The sequence below is a fragment of the Geitlerinema calcuttense NRMC-F 0142 genome (assembly GCF_030285425.1).
Window position 1 is genome coordinate 28,798 of record NZ_JASVEJ010000025.1, and the last position, 16,455, is coordinate 45,252.

At 49.6% G+C, this 16,455-nt stretch carries 13 protein-coding genes and 1 pseudogene; 5 read left to right on the forward strand and 9 right to left on the reverse strand.

All coding sequences use genetic code 11. The features are described 5' to 3' along the window. Window positions 1-86 precede the first annotated feature (86 nt). The 5 genes from QQ055_RS06735 to pstS form a co-directional block, all read right to left on the reverse strand. Window positions 87-1,406 (reverse strand): 3-isopropylmalate dehydratase large subunit, encoded by a 1,320-nt coding sequence (locus tag QQ055_RS06735; RefSeq protein ID WP_069966212.1) that lies wholly within the window; start codon window positions 1,404-1,406, stop codon window positions 87-89. A 344-nt stretch (window positions 1,407-1,750) separates the two neighbouring features. Continuing rightward, window positions 1,751-2,578: a phosphate ABC transporter ATP-binding protein PstB gene (gene pstB, locus QQ055_RS06740; RefSeq protein ID WP_283357891.1), complete on the reverse strand. Its 828-nt coding sequence runs from the start codon at window positions 2,576-2,578 to the stop codon at window positions 1,751-1,753. 61 nt (window positions 2,579-2,639) lie between these two features. Then, window positions 2,640-3,524, reverse strand: a complete 885-nt coding sequence (pstA, locus tag QQ055_RS06745) for a phosphate ABC transporter permease PstA (RefSeq protein ID WP_069966214.1) — start codon at window positions 3,522-3,524, stop codon at window positions 2,640-2,642. A 15-nt stretch (window positions 3,525-3,539) separates the two neighbouring features. Continuing rightward, window positions 3,540-4,505, reverse strand: a complete 966-nt coding sequence (pstC, locus tag QQ055_RS06750; RefSeq protein ID WP_283357892.1) for a phosphate ABC transporter permease subunit PstC — start codon at window positions 4,503-4,505, stop codon at window positions 3,540-3,542. Between the two features lie 70 nt (window positions 4,506-4,575). Beyond that, window positions 4,576-5,694 carry a phosphate ABC transporter substrate-binding protein PstS gene (pstS, locus tag QQ055_RS06755; RefSeq protein ID WP_286004409.1) on the reverse strand — a complete coding sequence of 373 codons (1,119 nt, stop codon included), beginning with the start codon at window positions 5,692-5,694 and terminating at the stop codon, window positions 4,576-4,578. Between the two features lie 286 nt (window positions 5,695-5,980). Between pstS and psb27 the strand changes: the two genes are divergently transcribed. Continuing rightward, window positions 5,981-6,379, forward strand: a complete 399-nt coding sequence (psb27, locus tag QQ055_RS06760) for a photosystem II protein Psb27 (protein ID WP_069966356.1) — start codon at window positions 5,981-5,983, stop codon at window positions 6,377-6,379. Window positions 6,380-6,431: 52 nt separating this feature from the next. On the opposite strand, the gene QQ055_RS06765 is transcribed toward psb27, so the two are convergent. Further along, window positions 6,432-7,475 (reverse strand): adenosine deaminase, encoded by a 1,044-nt coding sequence (locus tag QQ055_RS06765; protein ID WP_284474193.1) that lies wholly within the window; start codon window positions 7,473-7,475, stop codon window positions 6,432-6,434. Window positions 7,476-7,674: 199 nt separating this feature from the next. Here QQ055_RS06765 and QQ055_RS06770 point away from each other — a divergent pair, with 199 nt between their 5' ends. From QQ055_RS06770 to QQ055_RS06780, 3 genes are all read left to right on the forward strand, one after another. Next, a complete protein-coding gene (locus QQ055_RS06770) occupies window positions 7,675-9,009 on the forward strand; it encodes an adenylosuccinate synthase (protein ID WP_286004410.1) in 1,335 nt (444 codons plus the stop codon). A gap of 47 nt (window positions 9,010-9,056) precedes the next feature. Continuing rightward, complete coding sequence (locus QQ055_RS06775; protein ID WP_283357895.1) at window positions 9,057-9,737, forward strand: 50S ribosomal protein L25/general stress protein Ctc; 681 nt, start codon at window positions 9,057-9,059, stop codon at window positions 9,735-9,737. A gap of 154 nt (window positions 9,738-9,891) precedes the next feature. Beyond that, window positions 9,892-11,460, forward strand: a complete 1,569-nt coding sequence (locus QQ055_RS06780) for a bifunctional aminoglycoside phosphotransferase/ATP-binding protein (protein WP_284474194.1) — start codon at window positions 9,892-9,894, stop codon at window positions 11,458-11,460. A 199-nt stretch (window positions 11,461-11,659) separates the two neighbouring features. Here QQ055_RS06780 and QQ055_RS10820 read toward each other — a convergent pair. Then, window positions 11,660-13,303 (reverse strand): annotated as a pseudogene (locus tag QQ055_RS10820) (ABC transporter permease subunit). 177 nt (window positions 13,304-13,480) lie between these two features. Between QQ055_RS10820 and QQ055_RS06795 the strand changes: the two are divergent. Next, window positions 13,481-14,248 (forward strand): amino acid ABC transporter ATP-binding protein, encoded by a 768-nt coding sequence (locus QQ055_RS06795; protein ID WP_069966225.1) that lies wholly within the window; start codon window positions 13,481-13,483, stop codon window positions 14,246-14,248. Window positions 14,249-14,695: 447 nt separating this feature from the next. Here the strand turns inward: QQ055_RS06795 and purB are convergent, their stop codons facing one another. Further along, entirely contained in the window at window positions 14,696-15,991 is a 1,296-nt protein-coding gene (gene purB / locus QQ055_RS06800) for an adenylosuccinate lyase (RefSeq protein WP_069966226.1), read from the reverse strand. Window positions 15,992-16,067: 76 nt separating this feature from the next. Beyond that, on the reverse strand, window positions 16,068-16,415 hold the full coding sequence (locus tag QQ055_RS06805) for a carbon dioxide-concentrating mechanism protein CcmK (RefSeq protein ID WP_069966227.1): 348 nt from the start codon (window positions 16,413-16,415) through the stop codon (window positions 16,068-16,070). Window positions 16,416-16,455: the final 40 nt, after the last annotated feature.

The following is a 16,455-nucleotide window of genomic DNA, read 5'->3' on the forward strand; positions in this document are numbered from 1 at the left end:
TAATTTTGACCGTTTCCCCGGAACGCTAGCGTTGAGAAAGATGAACGGAGAGGGTCTGTTTAGACCCTCTTTTAAGCTTGCTGAACTTACAGAAATTCACGAGGATCGGTAACGTAACCCGTTAAAGCAGAAGCTGCCGCTGTATAAGGCGAGGCTAAGTAAATTTGGGCTTGCTTGTTGCCCATCCGTCCGGGGAAGTTCCGATTGGTGGTGGAAACGCAGACTTCCGCCTCGTTCATCCGTCCAAAAGTATCCTTCGGCCCGCCTAAACAAGCCGCACAAGAGGGGGCCGCAGGCTCAATACAACCCGCCGCTAAGAGAATTTCTGATAGGGTTTCGCCCTCGTATTTATAAGTAAACAGATCTTCGTAGACTTTTTGCGTGGCGGGCACAATGTAGGTCGGGACTTTTACCTGTTTGCCTTTGAGGATGCGGGCGGCGTTGATAAAGTCGGTGATTTTGCCACCTGTGCAAGAGCCAATATAAACGCGGTCAATCTTGACATCGCTGCATTCTCGTGCTAGTGCGCGATTGTCGGGGGAATGGGGTTTAGCAACCACAGGTTCAAGTTGAGACACATCATAACGGCGATCGCTATAAAATGTCGCATCCGCATCCGTATACATCGCCTCAAACGGTTTATCTGTGCGGGCGCGGACGTACTCAAAGGTGGTCTCATCGGGGGCAACAACGCCGTTTTTGCCCCCGGCTTCAATCGCCATATTACACAGGGTCATCCGTTCTTCCATCGTCATGTGCTGAACGGCTTCCCCAGCAAACTCCATTGTCCGATAATTGGCACCCGCAACGGTAATATCGCCGATAATCTGCAAAATCAGGTCTTTGGCCAATAAATAATCCGGCATTTCGCCATCTAAGACAAACCGCATCGTCGCCGGGACTTTAATTAACAGCTTACCCGTCCCCAGGATAAACGCCGCATCCGTATTGCCAATCCCTGTGGCAAATTGACCAAACGCCCCCGCATTGCAAGTATGGGAGTCTGTCCCAAACAGGACTTCTCCCGGACGGGTGTGGCCTTCTTGAGCTAAGGCAATATGGCAAACGCCTTTATAATCGGGGTTGGCCTTGAAGTCGGCGCGATCGGTAATATCGTAGAAGTATTTAATATGTTGTTCTTGGGCAAACTCGCGCAGAATATCTACATTGCGATTTGCGCGTTCATCGGCGGTAAAAATATAGTGGTCGGGAATTAAAACAATCTTTTCGTTATCCCAAACCTTCGCATCTGCGCCAAATTCCCGCTTAAAAACGCCAATGGTTCCCGGCCCACAAACATCATGGGTCATTAATACATCCACGTTCACCCAAACATTCTCCCCAGGCGTAACCGCAGACCGTCCGCTAGCCCGCGCGATAATCTTTTCAGTCAGTGTCATTCCCATAGTCATTCTCCCCAATAGACTTCTCAGTCTAGCAACTACCATCGAGCAATAGGTTATTGTATCAAGACTCCGGTCGAGACAGGGTTATTCAAGTTTTAGAGGCCAGTCTGCACAACTGACATCTTGCACCAGTGCCAAAAACCGGGTTTCTTGTCAATTGCTCAAGTTGAAACCCTGATTTTTCCTTAAGAAACTCGGTTTCTCAGGTCTGACTGAGAAGGGTGCAAGATCCTTGAGGGCGATCGCTTTAAAAGCCAAAATTGAGCCAAGGTGCGAGAATCTTAGCTCAACTCCGTGTTTTCAGACCGTTGAATCGCTGAACCCTTAGACTTTGAGGCAGCCGCTTAACCGAAACGACCGCTAACATACTGCTGGGTGGACTCTTCTTGAGGATTTTGGAAAATCTTTTCGGTCTTGTCGTATTCCACCAAGTAGCCGAAGCGGTTGCCTTTATCAGTTGCTTCTGCGTTAAAGAATGCGGTCATATCTGCAACCCGCGAGGCTTGTTGCATGTTGTGGGTAACAATCACAATTGTGTATTGTTCTTTGAGTTCTTGGATTAAGTCTTCAATCCGTAAGGTCGAGATGGGGTCTAGTGCCGAACAGGGTTCGTCCATTAAGATGACTTCGGGTTGAATCGCCACAGTCCGGGCAATACACAGACGCTGTTGCTGACCGCCGGATAAAGCTAAACCACTTTCTTTGAGTTTATCTTTCACTTCATCCCACAGAGCAGCTTGACGGAGCGATCGCTCTACCAACTCATCCATATCGCATTTTATGCCATTCACCCGCGCCCCAAAGGCAATATTGTCATAAATCGACTTCGGAAACGGGTTCGGCTTTTGGAATACCATGCCAATGCGACGGCGGACTTCCACTGGATCGACTTGTGGGCCATACAAGTCAATGCCATTATAGGTAATGCGTCCTTCAACTCGCGCCCCCGGAATCAAGTCATTCAGGCGGTTGAAGCATCGCAGCAACGTACTTTTACCGCAACCGGAAGGGCCGATAAAAGCCGTTACTTTATGGCGAGGAATATTCATGGCCACTTTTCGCACCGCCATAAATGCGCCATAGTAGATCGAAACGCTCTCTGTTCGCAAAACTGCTGTCTCTGGGGCAACAACTTTGTCAGCAAAAGCCTGGTCTGAGGTATTGGTGTTCATGACAGGAGAATAAATGAAGGACGGTTCTAGACTCGGACGTTAAGACTTAAAGCAAAAAGCATCAGTAAACTTTGCGCCGCGTCAGGAGTCGCGAAGTAATACTCACCAACAAAATAATCCCCAGCAAGACCAATGCTGCGGCCCAAGCCAAATCCTGTTGTGCCTTGTAGGGAATAATCGCAAAGAAATAAATCAGTACCGATAAGGTCGCGATGGGTTGGGAGGGGTCAGTAGACCAAAAGTTATTGTTCAGGGCGGTAAACAGTAACGGTGCAGCTTCCCCACCCGCACGGGCTAATGAAAGTGTAACCGCAGTGGCGATCGCCGGTAAAGCTGCTGGCAGCACAATCCGCGTAATCGTTTGAAAATTCGTTGCCCCCAAGCCGATAGCCGCTTGTCGCACTTCTCTGGGAACCAGCAACAACCCTTCTTCTGTGGTTCGCAACACAATCGGCAACATCAGCACCGCCAGCGCCACCCCACCCGCAAAGGCCGAGAAACCACCCGTTGTCAGTACGACCACCGCATAGGCGAACAAACCGCACAAAATCGCCGGAACGCCGCTGAGAACGTTGGCGGCAAACTTCACCCAATAGGCAATGCGGCTGCCGCGTCCAAACTCGGTTAAATACACCGCCGCTAAAATGCCAAACGGGGCGCTAATGGCAGCAGCAATACTCAGGACAATTAAGGTTCCCACAACGGCGTTGCCAAATCCCCCTTCTGTTAAACCGGGCGGGGGAGGCAAGCGGGTAAAGGAATCAATCCCAACATATTGAATCCCTTTACGGGCCACATCAAAAATAATGGCCCCCAAAGGCAGCAGCATCACGACTGTAAAGACAGAGACTAAAACAGTCATCCCCACATTAAAGATATTGCGGGGTGAATTGGATTTGCGAGCAAACAGATCGCGATCGCTCATTTCTGGGCTTTGAGTAGTCATAACAGATTAGTTCAATTACTCGATGTTTTGGAAGCGTCTAATGATGACTTCGGCAGAAATATTGACCAAAAGCGTCATCACCATTAGAACCACCCCGGAATACATCAGGGCTGCAACTTGGGCGCGCCCCGCTTCGCCGAACTGGGAAGCAATCAATGAAGCAATGGTTGCCCCAGGTGCCAATAAAGAGGGAGTAATCCGGTTAGCATTGCCGACTAACATCGCCGCCGCCATTGTTTCGCCCAAAGCCCGACCCAAAGCCAGCATGATTGAACCGACAATTCCCGAAAAGCCAGCAGGCACCAACACGCGCAAAATTGCTTCCCAACGCGTTGCCCCTAAAGCCAGGGCCCCTTGACGCAAATCGCGAGGCAAAGAAATTAAGGTACTGCGAGAAATAGCAATAATTGTGGGCACAATCATAATTGACAAGACAATCCCCAAGGTGAGAAGGCTATTGCCTCTCGGTGGAGTAGAAAACAAGGGAATCCAGCCAAAGTTGTTATGCAGGAATAAATAAAAGGGTCTTAAAAAGGGAATGAAAACGAAAATTCCCCACAAACCATAAACGACGCTAGGCACCGCCGCCAGCAGTTCAATCGCAAAAGCAATGGGGGTGCGAATCGAGACGGGTACAAAGTCTTCGCTTAAAAAAATCGCAATGCCGACCCCAAAGGGAACGGCAATTAACAAGGCAATAAATGAGGTGACTAGAGTGCCGTAAACCTGTGGCAGAACGCCATAGATGTTGCGAACGGGGTCCCAGGTCGTTGAGGTCAGAAAGCTCAACCCATAGCCTTGAATAGCTGGAAATGCCAAGCCTACAATTTCATAAGCCACCCAGGTCAAGACAAAACCCACCCCAATCGCCAAGATTAGAGTCAGGAAGTAAAAAATTTGGTCAACAATAGTGGTGACATTCCATCGTTTTTCTAGGGAAATCGGCTTATCTGCGAGGGAGTCTCCAGTCAGTGAACTCATGATTGTCCTTGAAAAGTCAATAGGCTGGTCAGTAGTGGAAGACAGTTGCCTTCCACTCAACTGAACTTGATTACTGAGACTGAGTTTGAACTTCGCTCATTACTTGTTGAATGCGCTGAACAATGGTGTCAGGCATGGGGATATAACCGAGTTCTTCAGCAATGGGGCGACCGTCAGTCAACGCCCAAGTCAGAACATTTTGTAAGGTGTTCCACTTCGCTGCATCTTGATATTGCGGATAAATCATGATCCAAGTCAAGCCTGCAATGGGGAACGCTTGGGCATTTTCTGGGTCAGGTACGGTTAAACCAAAGTCTTCGGGAATTTCAACGCCTTCAAAGGTGGCAGCCGCAGATTCCGCTGAGGGGAAGATGAAATTCCCGGAACGGTTTTGCAGTTCTGCCATTTGAATATTGTTCAGTTTAGCGTAGGCGTACTCGATGTAGCCGATGGTGCCTTCGTTTTGCTGAATTTGAGCCGCAACCCCTTCGTTTCCTTGTCCGCCAACGCCAGTCGGCCAGTTCACGGAAGTGCCAACGCCAGCCGGCCAATTGGGACAAGCAGCATCAATATGGTTGACGAAAATAAAGGTGGTTCCGCTACCATCGGAACGGTGAGCAAAGGTGATGGGTTGGTCGGGAAGGTTTTGTCCGGGGTTTTGTTGGGCAATTAAGGGGTCATTCCAGCGGGTGACGCGACCTTCTACAATGCCGCAATAGGCTTCGCGAGAGAGTCTGAGGTTATCAAAACCGGGGAGGTTGTAAGCCAGAACGACAGCCCCCGCCGCCATTGGGATTTGGATGGGTTCTGCGCTGTATTTGTCTTGGAAAGATTTTAAGCGATCGCCTTGAATGGGTGCGTCGCTCGCGCCAAAGTCTACGGTGCCATTAATATATTGTTCTAACCCGGCACCGCTACCCACAGATTGATAGCTGACTTGCACGTTGCGATCGACATCTTGGTTGTAAGCCGCAAACCAGCGTTGATATAAAGGAGCAGGGAAGGACGCACCGGCACCACTCAAAGTCACCGTTTGCCCGCTACCCCCCCCTTGAGTGGTAGCAGTTCCCGGTGTGGGGGTTTCGGCGGTACGGGGACCACAAGCGGTAACGCTGAAAGCTAACGCAACTGCTGATAAGGATGTGGCCGCAAGACGAGTGGGGTTGAGGGAGTTCAGACGTAAACGCATTGTTATTTAGGGATTCTGCTATTGAGCCAAACTGGGAATTTTGATAGACCTTCTGAACGATAGCGCTTCAGGGTAAAGATAAGGTTAACAACCTCAGAGATTGTGCCATGAAAATTCGACCCCAACTCTTGAGTGCGGACAAGTCTTTGAGGAGAAGTTTATTGGAGAGCGTTTAAAAGCTAGGGCGTATAAGGGTCTTGGCGTGAGTCGATCTTCTGGCTACCAATCCAGGTTAGGATCGTCCTGATTTCGATACTGAATTTAAGGTTGTTTCTCGACCATGTTTATCAAACGTTTGCTATCGCGCCTCCTGCCTCTTATTTTAGTTGCGGTTATTGGTTTAGTCGGCTGTTCCGGTCAGACAGGTACGCTAACGGGCGATTATCGCCAAGATACCTTGAGTTTGATTGAAAGTCTGAGAACTGCGATTGAACTTCCTGATAATACGCCAGATAAAGCGGCAGCTCAAGCGGATGCTCGCCAGCGCATTAATGATTTTGCTTCTCGCTACCGTCGCGATCCGGCGGTGTCTAATTTAAGTTCATTTACGACAATGCGAACTGCACTAAACGGTTTAGCCGGTCACTATAGTTCTTATCCGAATCGTCCGGTTCCTCAAAAACTGAAAACGCGCTTAGAACAAGAGTTCAGACAGGTGGAATCTGCTTTGCAACGGGGCGCTTAAACAATCCTCAGTGAAGAGAACCCGGTGCGATCTCTTCACTCGATGTTAACCCCTAGCTGCTAGCCGCTAAAGCGGGTGAGGTTTCTGTTTTCAGCAGTCCGTTGAGTAAGGATGCTGGGCGATCGCGATAGGGCCAGGCAAAAGCATGGCGGAAGGACGCCTCTTGACAGGCTTGTAATTCCTCAAAACCAATCACGTCAAGGGTCAGCAGGTTCTCATACTCAAACGGCAAACGCACGTTATGCAAGCCCGCATTATCCGTACAGATGGCGACATCTACACCCGCTTCAAAGCACCGATCGAAGACGACTTTGAGTTGATGCAAATCGGTTAGGGTGCCGGTTTTGAGATAGGTAGTGGGACACACCTCTAAACATTGTCCGCGTCGGGCGACTTCGGGCAACAATTCGGGGTGCAATAGTGGAATTTGAATCCCATGTCCGATCCGCATGAGATAGGGTAACAGTTCGGGATAGCAGCCATCGGGGGTTTCGTACAGGTGTCCGGTGGTGTTGAGTCCGCGCGATCGCGCATACTCGTAAAGCTGGATAATGTCGTCAAGGCGATCGCGATAATGAGCATCGCCCCCTGCAATATCAATCGCACAGACATATTCGCGCTTTTCGACAGCAAGATCGATAATCGCCCGATTCACCTCATAGGGCAAGCGCGAGTGCATACACAGGATCTGGCTAGCCACGGTTGGACAATCCTGGAGTTGACTGGCTTTCCCCACAATCTCTACAATCTCGCGCATCAAGTCAATCCGCTGCGACTGACTCAGGTGTTCGGGGGTTCGCAAATAAGGCGTATAACGCAACTCCAAATACGCCAAATTCTCAAAAATATACGCCCCGCGAATTAACCGATAAATAAAATAGGGCAGCGTTTCCGAGGTTTGCACGCTTTCTACTAAGGTATGCAACTCTAAATATTCATCCAGGGTGTTGCGCGGTCGCGTGTAAAAATCCTCAAAACTATTGTATTCTGGAAAACGTTGTGCAAGTTCTGCATCGCTACGATGAAAATACCGCCAAAGAATGCGGGGAACGACTGACCCCCCCAGGTGGCGGTGAAGTTCCGCATATAAAGCCATAAAGCCTCTTGAGGTCAAACAACAATAATCTGTTACAAAAAATTAACGCTAATATCTCTCTACGATAGCTTGAAGTTCTGCGCTTGGTCGGGTTTAATGCCCAATTAAGCCAGATTTTTCACTGCGCTAGCGCGGGTTGACGAGATGCACGCAACCTGGTAATAATGGTAGTTTGTGTGAAAGCTTGAGCGAGAGACCCTTGGCTAACGTTATTGTAATTGGGGCCCAGTGGGGCGACGAAGGAAAAGGCAAGATAACAGATTTGCTGAGTAAGTCAGCAGATGTGGTTGTACGTTACCAAGGGGGGGTCAATGCAGGCCACACTGTTGTCGTAAAGGATAAAACCTTTAAACTGCACCTGATTCCCTCTGGAATTTTATATCCCGATACCGAGTGCATTATTGGCTGCGGCACCGTCATCGATCCGCAAGTCCTGATTGAAGAAATCGATCAGCTTGAAAAACTGGGCATTTCCACGAAAAATCTGATGATTTCGGAAACCGCCCACGTGACGATGCCCTATCATCGCCTGATCGATCAAGCCTCCGAAGAACGGCGAGGCAACCATAAGATCGGCACCACCAAGCGCGGGATTGGACCAACCTACGCCGATAAATCAGAACGCACGGGGATTCGCGTCATCGATTTGATGGAACCCGAAGCGCTGAAAAAACAACTGCGGTGGACTGTTAATTATAAGAATGTCATTTTAGAAAAACTTTACGATCTGCCCCCTCTCGATCCAGAGGAAGTGATCGACCAGTATTTAGCATACGCCGAACGCCTGCGCCCGCATGTGGTAGATAGTTCCTTGCGGATTTATGATGCCATTCAAGAAAAGCGCAATATTTTGTTTGAAGGGGCGCAAGGGACGCTTTTGGATCTCGATCATGGCACCTATCCCTACGTCACCTCCTCCAACCCCGTAGCCGGGGGCGCTTGCGTGGGAACGGGGATTGGTCCTACCGCAGTCGATCGCGTGATTGGCGTTGCCAAAGCCTACACCACCCGCGTCGGCGAAGGCCCATTCCCCACCGAATTGCACGGGGAAGTGGGACAATTATTGTGCGATCGCGGTGCCGAATTTGGCACCACCACCGGACGGAGGCGGCGTTGCGGCTGGTTTGATGCTGTCATCGGGCGCTATGCCGTACGGATCAATGGTCTAGACTGCCTCGCGATCACCAAACTCGACGTTCTCGACGAACTCGATGAAATTCAAGTCTGCGTCGCCTACGAAATTGACGGGACGCGGTGCGATGACTTCCCTAGCGGATCGCGGAAATTCGCCCGGTGTCAGCCCATTTATAAAACGCTACCGGGTTGGAAACAATCGACAGCCGATTGTCGCACCCTAGAAGACTTACCCAAGCAAGCCCTCGACTATCTGAAGTTCCTCGCCGAACTGATGGAAGTTCCGATTGCGATTGTCTCGCTTGGGGCAAGCCGCGATCAGACCATTATCGTTGAAGATCCGATTCACGGTCCGAAACGCGCCCTACTCGATGCGAATGGAACGCCCGTCGGCGTCTAAAACGCGAAATCAATTGCCCATATTTGCAGTGAATTTGAGATTAAACGATGGAAGTTACACTCGAAGGTCGTAAGCGCCAACCTGGCAGCAAACCCAATGCCCTGCGCCGCGAAGGTCAAATTCCGGCGAACTTATACGGACATAAGGGAACTGAAGCGATTCACTTAACCGTTGATGCCAAAAGTGTTGAACTGCTGCTCAAAAAAGCAACGGTGAATAACACGGTGATTCGCTTAAATATTCCCGATGAACCTTGGCAAGGGATAACCCTGTTGCGGGAAGTGCAAACCCATGCTTGGAAAGGGTTCCCCTATCACCTCAGCTTTTTTGCGATCGCCTCTCAAGATAGCCTGCAAGTGGTGGTTCCCCTCAGCTATGTGGGCGAAGCGGTGGGCGTGAAACAAGACGGCGGCGTTTTAGATACCACCTTGACTGAACTGCAAGTGGAATGTACCCCCGATAGCATCCCGGATTCAATTGAAATCAATGTTTCCGAGATGAATATTGGCGATACCCTCTACTTAAAAGACATCATTCTGCCCTCTGGCGCGCAAGCATTGGGCGATCCCGATTTAGCGGTGGTTAGCGTTCTGCAACCGCGAGTCTCGGAAGCTGCCACAGAAACTGAAGATGCGCTTGAAGGGATTCAGTACGGCTTAGAAGCAGAAGGTGAAGTTGAAGGCGAAACCGCAGAAGCCACAACTGAAACTGAAACCGCTGCTGAATAATTAGATCTAGCGTTTTTCTAGATTTGCATCAACCAGGGGCGATCGCCTCTGGTTTCTTTTTAGCCTGTAAAGTACGGTACTATTTTCTGGCAACTTAGCCTGCTGCTGAATCGAGGCACTTGAATTCAGCGCATTTCACTTAATACCTTGCGATATGACAGAAACCAGCCTTCCCCCCGTCATTCAACAGATGCTGAAACCGGATTTCTATCCGCATCCGGTACAAGAACCGATTCATTTAGAACAAACCCACGTTTCCTATGTTCTGCTGACGGGCGAGTATGCCTATAAACTGAAAAAACCTGTAAACTTCGGCTTTCTAGACTTTTCTACCCTAGAATTGCGCCGCCACTTTTGCCAAGAAGAGTTGCGGATGAATCAGCGAGGCGCGCCGGATCTGTATTTAGAGGTGGTGGCGATTTCTCAAGATGGCGATCGCTTTTACCTCGGCGAAGGAGAGGGGGAGGTCGTTGAATATGCTGTGAAAATGCGCCAATTTCCCCAAGAAGCCCTATTCAGCGGGATGTTTGAGCGAAATGAACTCACCGAAGAATTGATGCAGCGCTTGGGGCAAGTCGTGGCGGAGTTTCATGCGAAATCAGCCACCAACGACTATATCCGCAGCTTTGGTCAAGTCTCGCAAATTCGCGAAGCCTTCGATCAAAACTACGAACAAAGCCAGAAATACATTGGCGGCCCGCAGACGCAACAATGGTTTGACCAAACTCAAGACTATAGCGATCGCTTTTTTGCCGAACGTCAAGACCTCTTTGCATCTCGCATTCAAAATCATCGCATCCGCGAATGTCATGGCGACTTACACGCCCGCAATATTAGCCTGTGGCAAGACAAAATTGTCTTATTTGACTGTATTGAATTCAACGAACCCTTCCGCTTTGTCGATGTCATGTACGATGTCGCCTTCGCCGTTATGGACTTGGAAGCGCGGGGACGCCAAGATTTAGGAAACGCCTTTTTAAATACCTATATCGAACAAACCGGAGACTGGGAAGGTTTGCAACTCCTCCCCCTGTACCTGAGTCGCCAAGCCTACGTTCGGGCAAAAGTCACCTCTTTCTTACTCGACGATCCGGCGGTTCCCGAACCCCAAAAAGCCAAAGCCAGCCAAACCGCCTCGGAGTATTACAAACTCGCTTGGGAATATACCCAACAAAAACAAGGTCAGGTTATCCTGATGTCGGGCGTATCGGGTTCCGGTAAAAGTACCGTAGCGCGGAAACTCGCCCGAAAATTAGGCGCAATTCACCTCCGTTCTGATGCGGTTCGCAAACACCTCGCCGGAATTCCCCTCACCCAACGGGGAGGCGATGACCTGTATACGCCAGAAATGAGTCAAAAGACGTATAATCGCCTTTTAGAGTTGGGTTTGCTCCTGGCGTCTCAAGGGTTTAACGCGATCTTAGATGCCAAGTACGATCGCGTGGCGTATCGAGAAAAGGCGATCGCCGGCGCTAAAGAACAAGGCTTATCCCTCCGCCTCATCAACTGTATCGCCCCTGTGGAAGTCTTGCGGGAACGTCTCAGACAGCGTACCGGCGATATTGCCGATGCCACCGCAGACCTATTAGAATCGCAACTGGCTGCCCTAGAACCCTACACCGCCGAGGAACGCCACTACGTCACCTCTCTCGATACCAGCCAGGATCTAGACGAACAAGTCCAAGAAGTTCATCACCAGCTATCCGCCCAACTGTTGCACTAATGGCATAGCCTTTCCTATCGGTTGGGTCGTGCTAGTCTTGACCCAACCCTTTTTGTGGGTACGCGAAAAACTCAAGGCTGAAAGCGATCGCGCAATTTTTTCAGAGTCTGAGGTAATCAATCGACTGCTAATTGTCAGTTTACCTAACTTGCGTACGCAATGAACGAGTTTCAGCCAATTTATAGGTTTTAGCCTAACACTACTCGTTAACTTGTAACCGGGCTTTTCGTTGGGCGCGGTAAGTAGGACTCATCCATTTTTCGAGGAAAGAAAAGACTTGCGAAGAAAGTAACGTTAGACAGAGATAAACCAGCGCTACGGCTGCGTAAATTTCAAAAGCACGGTAGTTACTAGCAACAATTAATTGACCGCGCCGAAATAACTCTTCGTAGCCGATAATGGCGACTAAACTGGTATCTTTGAGTAACGTGATAAATTCATTTCCCAAGGGCGGTAGCATTCGTTGTAAAGCTTGGGGGAAAATAACATAGCGCATGGTTTGGATTGGTCCTAAGCCTAAAGATTGCGAGGCTTCCGATTGTCCTTTTTCGATAGATTGGATGCCACCGCGCACAATCTCAGAAATATAGGCCGCACTATTTAAAGTTAGGGCTAAAACCGCAGCGGGAAAACGGTCAAAGGTGAATTGCAAACCCAGTTCTCGCAATAGGGAAGGCAGCCCAAAATAGATCATGAAAATCTGAACGAGTAGGGGCGTTCCTCGGAAAAAGTCTACATACACTCGCATCAATAATTTTAGCGGGACTGGGCCATACAACCGACCAATAGCGACTAAAGACCCGCCAATCATCCCTAAAACGGTGCTGAAAGCGGTTAACTGAAGGGTGACAATTGCTCCTAACAGCAGGTTAGGTAAGGCGTCGCGAATAACTTGCAGAGGTTCCCACACGATTTTATCTCGATTAATAAATTAAGCTGAAAAAGTAGATTGCCTAAATTGACTCCAAAAACCCGATGCTGGCTGAGGTTGGGTTCAGCTTGGCGCGACTCAACCCAACTCAGGATAGCGTTAGTTTGTGGGTGCAGTTTCCGGTAGAGTGGGCGGTTCTACCCCAAACCATTTCTGATAAATTTCAGCATAGGTGCCATTGTTTTTAATTTCGGTCAAGCCTTGATTCACCCGTTCGAGGTTGGGGGAGTTTCTGGGGAGGGCAATTCCATAGTATTCTTCTGTCACCAGTTGACCCACGACTTTTAAGCCTTGCAGGTTGCCGCTTTCAATGGCGTATAGGGTAACGGGGGCATCGTTAATAACGGCGTCTACGTTCCCGTTGGCTAATTCTTGCAGGGCGAGGGGGGCGGAGTCAAAGGTGCTGATTGTTGCCCCTTCGAGGTTTTTGGCTTGGTTTGCGCCTGTGGTGCCAATTTGGACGGCGATGCGTCTATTTTTGAGGTCGTCAAAGCCTTGAATGTCGGTGTTGTTTTCGCGAACGGCGATCGCCAAACCTGCTTTAAAGTAAGGTCGGGAGAAATCAACGGTTTGCTGGCGTTCGGGGGTAATGGTCATGGCGCTGATGGCTGCATCCACCTGTCCGGCTTGTAAGGCGGGGACTATCCCATCAAAGGGGAGACTTTGGAATTGGATATTCAAGTCTGCGGCTTCGCCAATAGCGTTCATTAAGTCAATATCAAAGCCTTCAAGTTCGCCGCCCGCCCCCTGCGACTCAAAGGGAGGAAAGGCGGGTTCTGTAGCGACGGTGAGGGATTGTCCTCCGGCTTGTCCGGTTTGGGTTTGGTTCCCTCCGCAAGCTGTGACAATTGAAAGGGCGACTAAGCCGGGAACGAGACGGCGTACAAAGCGCGAACGAGTGAATCTCAGCATTTTTTATCAAGTTGCGATCAAATAAAAGGGATTTTGACAATCGGCAGTCAAGAAAAAACTACTCTGTTTTTTAGTGTGTCGGGAAATAAAGTTAACAAATTGTACCAACCAATACGATTTGACAAATTACCGCTAGGATAGTCTTTTAGAGCAGCACAGGTTTACCCAACTTCGAGCATGGAAGATTCCCGCCCTGCCATTATTTTTACAGATTTGCATAAAAGCTATGGCGAATTAGAGGTTCTGCGCGGCGTTAGCGGAACGATTCGCACTGGCGAGGTTGTCGCTGTGATTGGGTCATCTGGATGCGGTAAAAGTACGTTGCTGCGCTGTTTTAACCGTCTGGAAACGATTAATGGCGGTCAGTTAATTGTCAATAATATTGATTTATCGCGACCGAACTTGAAGACGCACCAGTTGCGGGAATTGCGATCGCAAGTTGGCATGGTGTTTCAGCAGTTTAACCTGTTTCCCCACCTCAGCGTCGTTGAAAATTTGATGCTAGCACCCCAGAAGGTGCAGAATAAATCCCGCCGCGAGAGTTTGCAATTGGCGCATCATTACCTAGAAAAGGTGGGTTTATCCCAGAAGGCGAATGCGTACCCAGAACAATTATCGGGGGGACAAAAGCAGCGAGTTGCGATCGCCCGTAGCCTCTGTATGAGTCCTAAAATCCTCCTCTTTGACGAACCCACCAGCGCCCTCGATCCGGAATTAGTCGGGGAAGTGCTAATGGTGATGAAGCAGTTAGCCGAAGAAGGGATGACGATGGTGGTGGTGACGCATGAAATGCAGTTTGCTAGGGAAGTGGCGCATCGGGTCATTTTCCTCAACCAGGGGTTAGTGGAAGAACAGGGGAATGCACGTCAGGTATTGACGAACCCTCAAAGCGATCGCTTGCGGGCCTTTTTATCGAGAATGAATTTAGTGTCTTCTGCCTCGTAAGGGCGATCGTCGTAATTTTACTGAGATATTAATACAAGTTTTCTCTAAGAGAATGTACGGAGACGCAGATAGAAACATGCAGGCGTCTCGCCTATACTCGCAGGATTATTCACTCTTTTTAATCCCAAATCTAGCTCAATCGCCTCTTAATTATTTTATACTTCGCCTCCTTTGGATCTTTGAATTGTCCTCAAATCAAGACTGCGGAGGTCACAAAAAATAAGTGGCAACTTTTTTAATGTGCGGTTATCCTGATGACGGATACTAAGGTATGTAAATTTACTGAACTAGAATGTTTAGCTGCGATCGCCTTTTCAAGACAGACGTTGCTAGCATTCCTTACAAAGATCTTTTCCTTTACTATCGGTTTTTACCCCAATCTCGTCAAACTCAGCCCCAAACAAAACAGACAGATGCAGCCCCCGCTACACCTGCCTCTCGTTAGCCTTAAATGCTTAAACGCTGGTAAATCTCGTCTAAGTGTTTTAAGTGATGCTGCGGATCGAAACATTGTTCGATCTCCTCTGGGGAAAGGTATTGCGTCACTTGCGGATCTTGCTGGATCGAGGCTTGGAAATTGCCATTCGGTTGATTCCACGCAGTATGGGCGCATCCTTGAACCACGCGATAAGCCTCTTCGCGACTCATGCCTTTTTCCACCAGGGCGAGGAGAACTCGCTGGCTGAACACCACACCGCCGTAGAGGTTCATGTTCCGCTTCATGTTTTCGGGATACACCAGCAGATGCTTAATCAAATCTGCCGTTTCTACCAGCATAAAGTGCATTAAAATGCAAGCATCTGGCAGAATCACCCGTTCAACGGAACTGTGAGAAATATCGCGTTCGTGCCAGAGGGCAACATTTTCTAGCGCGGCGACGGCATGGCCTCGGATCACCCGTGCCATCCCGGTTAGGCGTTCCGAGCGGATCGGGTTGCGCTTGTGCGGCATGGCAGAAGATCCTTTTTGACCTTTAGAAAAATACTCTTCTACTTCCAAAACATCCGTGCGTTGCAGGTTGCGGATCTCCACAGCAAACCGTTCGATGGAGGCGGCAAGCAAGGCCAGGGTTTGGACAAACTCGGCATGGCGATCGCGCGAAACCACCTGAGTCGAGGCCGTATCCGGTTCTAACCCCAACTTGGCACAGGCGATCGCTTCCACTCTGGGGTCAATATTGGCATAGGTACCCACCGCGCCGGAAATTTTCCCGACTGCAATTTGCGAGTTCAGGCGACAAAGGCGATCGCGATGGCGCAACACTTCAGCCAGCCAACCCGCCAGCTTAAAGCCAAAGGTAATCGGTTCGGCGTGGATGCCGTGCGATCGCCCAATCATCACCGTATCGCGATGTTGCTGCGCTTGGTAGCGAATCGCTTGGATCAGTTGTTCGAGTTGTCCGAGCAACACGTCCAAACTCGCCACCATCTGAAGCGCCAAAGCCGTATCCAACACATCCGAACTGGTTAACCCCAAATGGATGTATCGACCTGCATCCCCCACATACTCATTCACATTCGTGAGAAAGGCAATCATATCGTGGCGAACTTCCGCTTCAATCTCTAGAACCCGTTTGGGGTCAAAGTTCGCCTTTGCCTTAATCTCTTCTACTGCGTCGGCGGGAATATATCCCAACTCCGCTTGCGCCTCGCAAACTGCAATCTCGACTTGCAGCCAAGTCTTGAGTTTATAGGCTTCTGTCCACAATTCGCCCATTTCGGGCAGAGTATAACGCTCTATCAACGCTCGTGTCGCCGTATACAACCGTCATATTTTACCGATTTTTGCGGGAGAGAATTGGACATTTCTCCCGCAAATTCTAGGCCCCGCGTCCGGGAATGCGGAACTGTTCGACAGCTTCGCGGAAGGGTTCAACTTTTTCGCTAAAGGCAATAGGTAAAACGCATTCCACGTTTTCGTGGGGTCGCGGAATAATCACCCAAGACTCTAAGGTTGCACCGTAGGTCTTTTCTACAGCCGCAATTCCGGCATCCATTGCCGTTTTCACTTCCGAGACATCGCCCCGGATAATCACGGTAAAGCGAGCGCTCCCGACCCGAATATAACCGACTAAAGTGACTCGACCGGCTTTGACCATTGCATCAGCAGCAGCCAGAATCCCCGGAAACCCCTTTGTTTCAATCGAGCCAACGGCAACTATGGACATTCCTTTCTCCTGATTAATTAAGCGTGAGAAACCCAAGCAT

Excerpts from the sequence above, each read along its gene's own strand:
- QQ055_RS06780 (WP_284474194.1), top strand. The coding sequence starts at position 9,892 with ATGACAGAAACCAGCCTTCCCCCCGTCATTCAACAGATGCTGAAACCG.
- QQ055_RS06775 (WP_283357895.1), top strand. The coding sequence starts at position 9,057 with ATGGAAGTTACACTCGAAGGTCGTAAGCGCCAACCTGGCAGCAAACCC.
- pstC (WP_283357892.1), bottom strand. The coding sequence starts at position 4,505 with ATGAGTTCACTGACTGGAGACTCCCTCGCAGATAAGCCGATTTCCCTA.
- QQ055_RS06765 (WP_284474193.1), bottom strand. The coding sequence starts at position 7,475 with ATGGCTTTATATGCGGAACTTCACCGCCACCTGGGGGGGTCAGTCGTT.
- QQ055_RS06735 (WP_069966212.1), bottom strand. The coding sequence starts at position 1,406 with ATGGGAATGACACTGACTGAAAAGATTATCGCGCGGGCTAGCGGACGG.
- pstB (WP_283357891.1), bottom strand. The coding sequence starts at position 2,578 with ATGAACACCAATACCTCAGACCAGGCTTTTGCTGACAAAGTTGTTGCC.
- QQ055_RS06805 (WP_069966227.1), bottom strand. The coding sequence starts at position 16,415 with ATGTCCATAGTTGCCGTTGGCTCGATTGAAACAAAGGGGTTTCCGGGG.
- pstA (WP_069966214.1), bottom strand. The coding sequence starts at position 3,524 with ATGACTACTCAAAGCCCAGAAATGAGCGATCGCGATCTGTTTGCTCGC.
- pstS (WP_286004409.1), bottom strand. The coding sequence starts at position 5,694 with ATGCGTTTACGTCTGAACTCCCTCAACCCCACTCGTCTTGCGGCCACA.
- QQ055_RS06795 (WP_069966225.1), top strand. The coding sequence starts at position 13,481 with ATGGAAGATTCCCGCCCTGCCATTATTTTTACAGATTTGCATAAAAGC.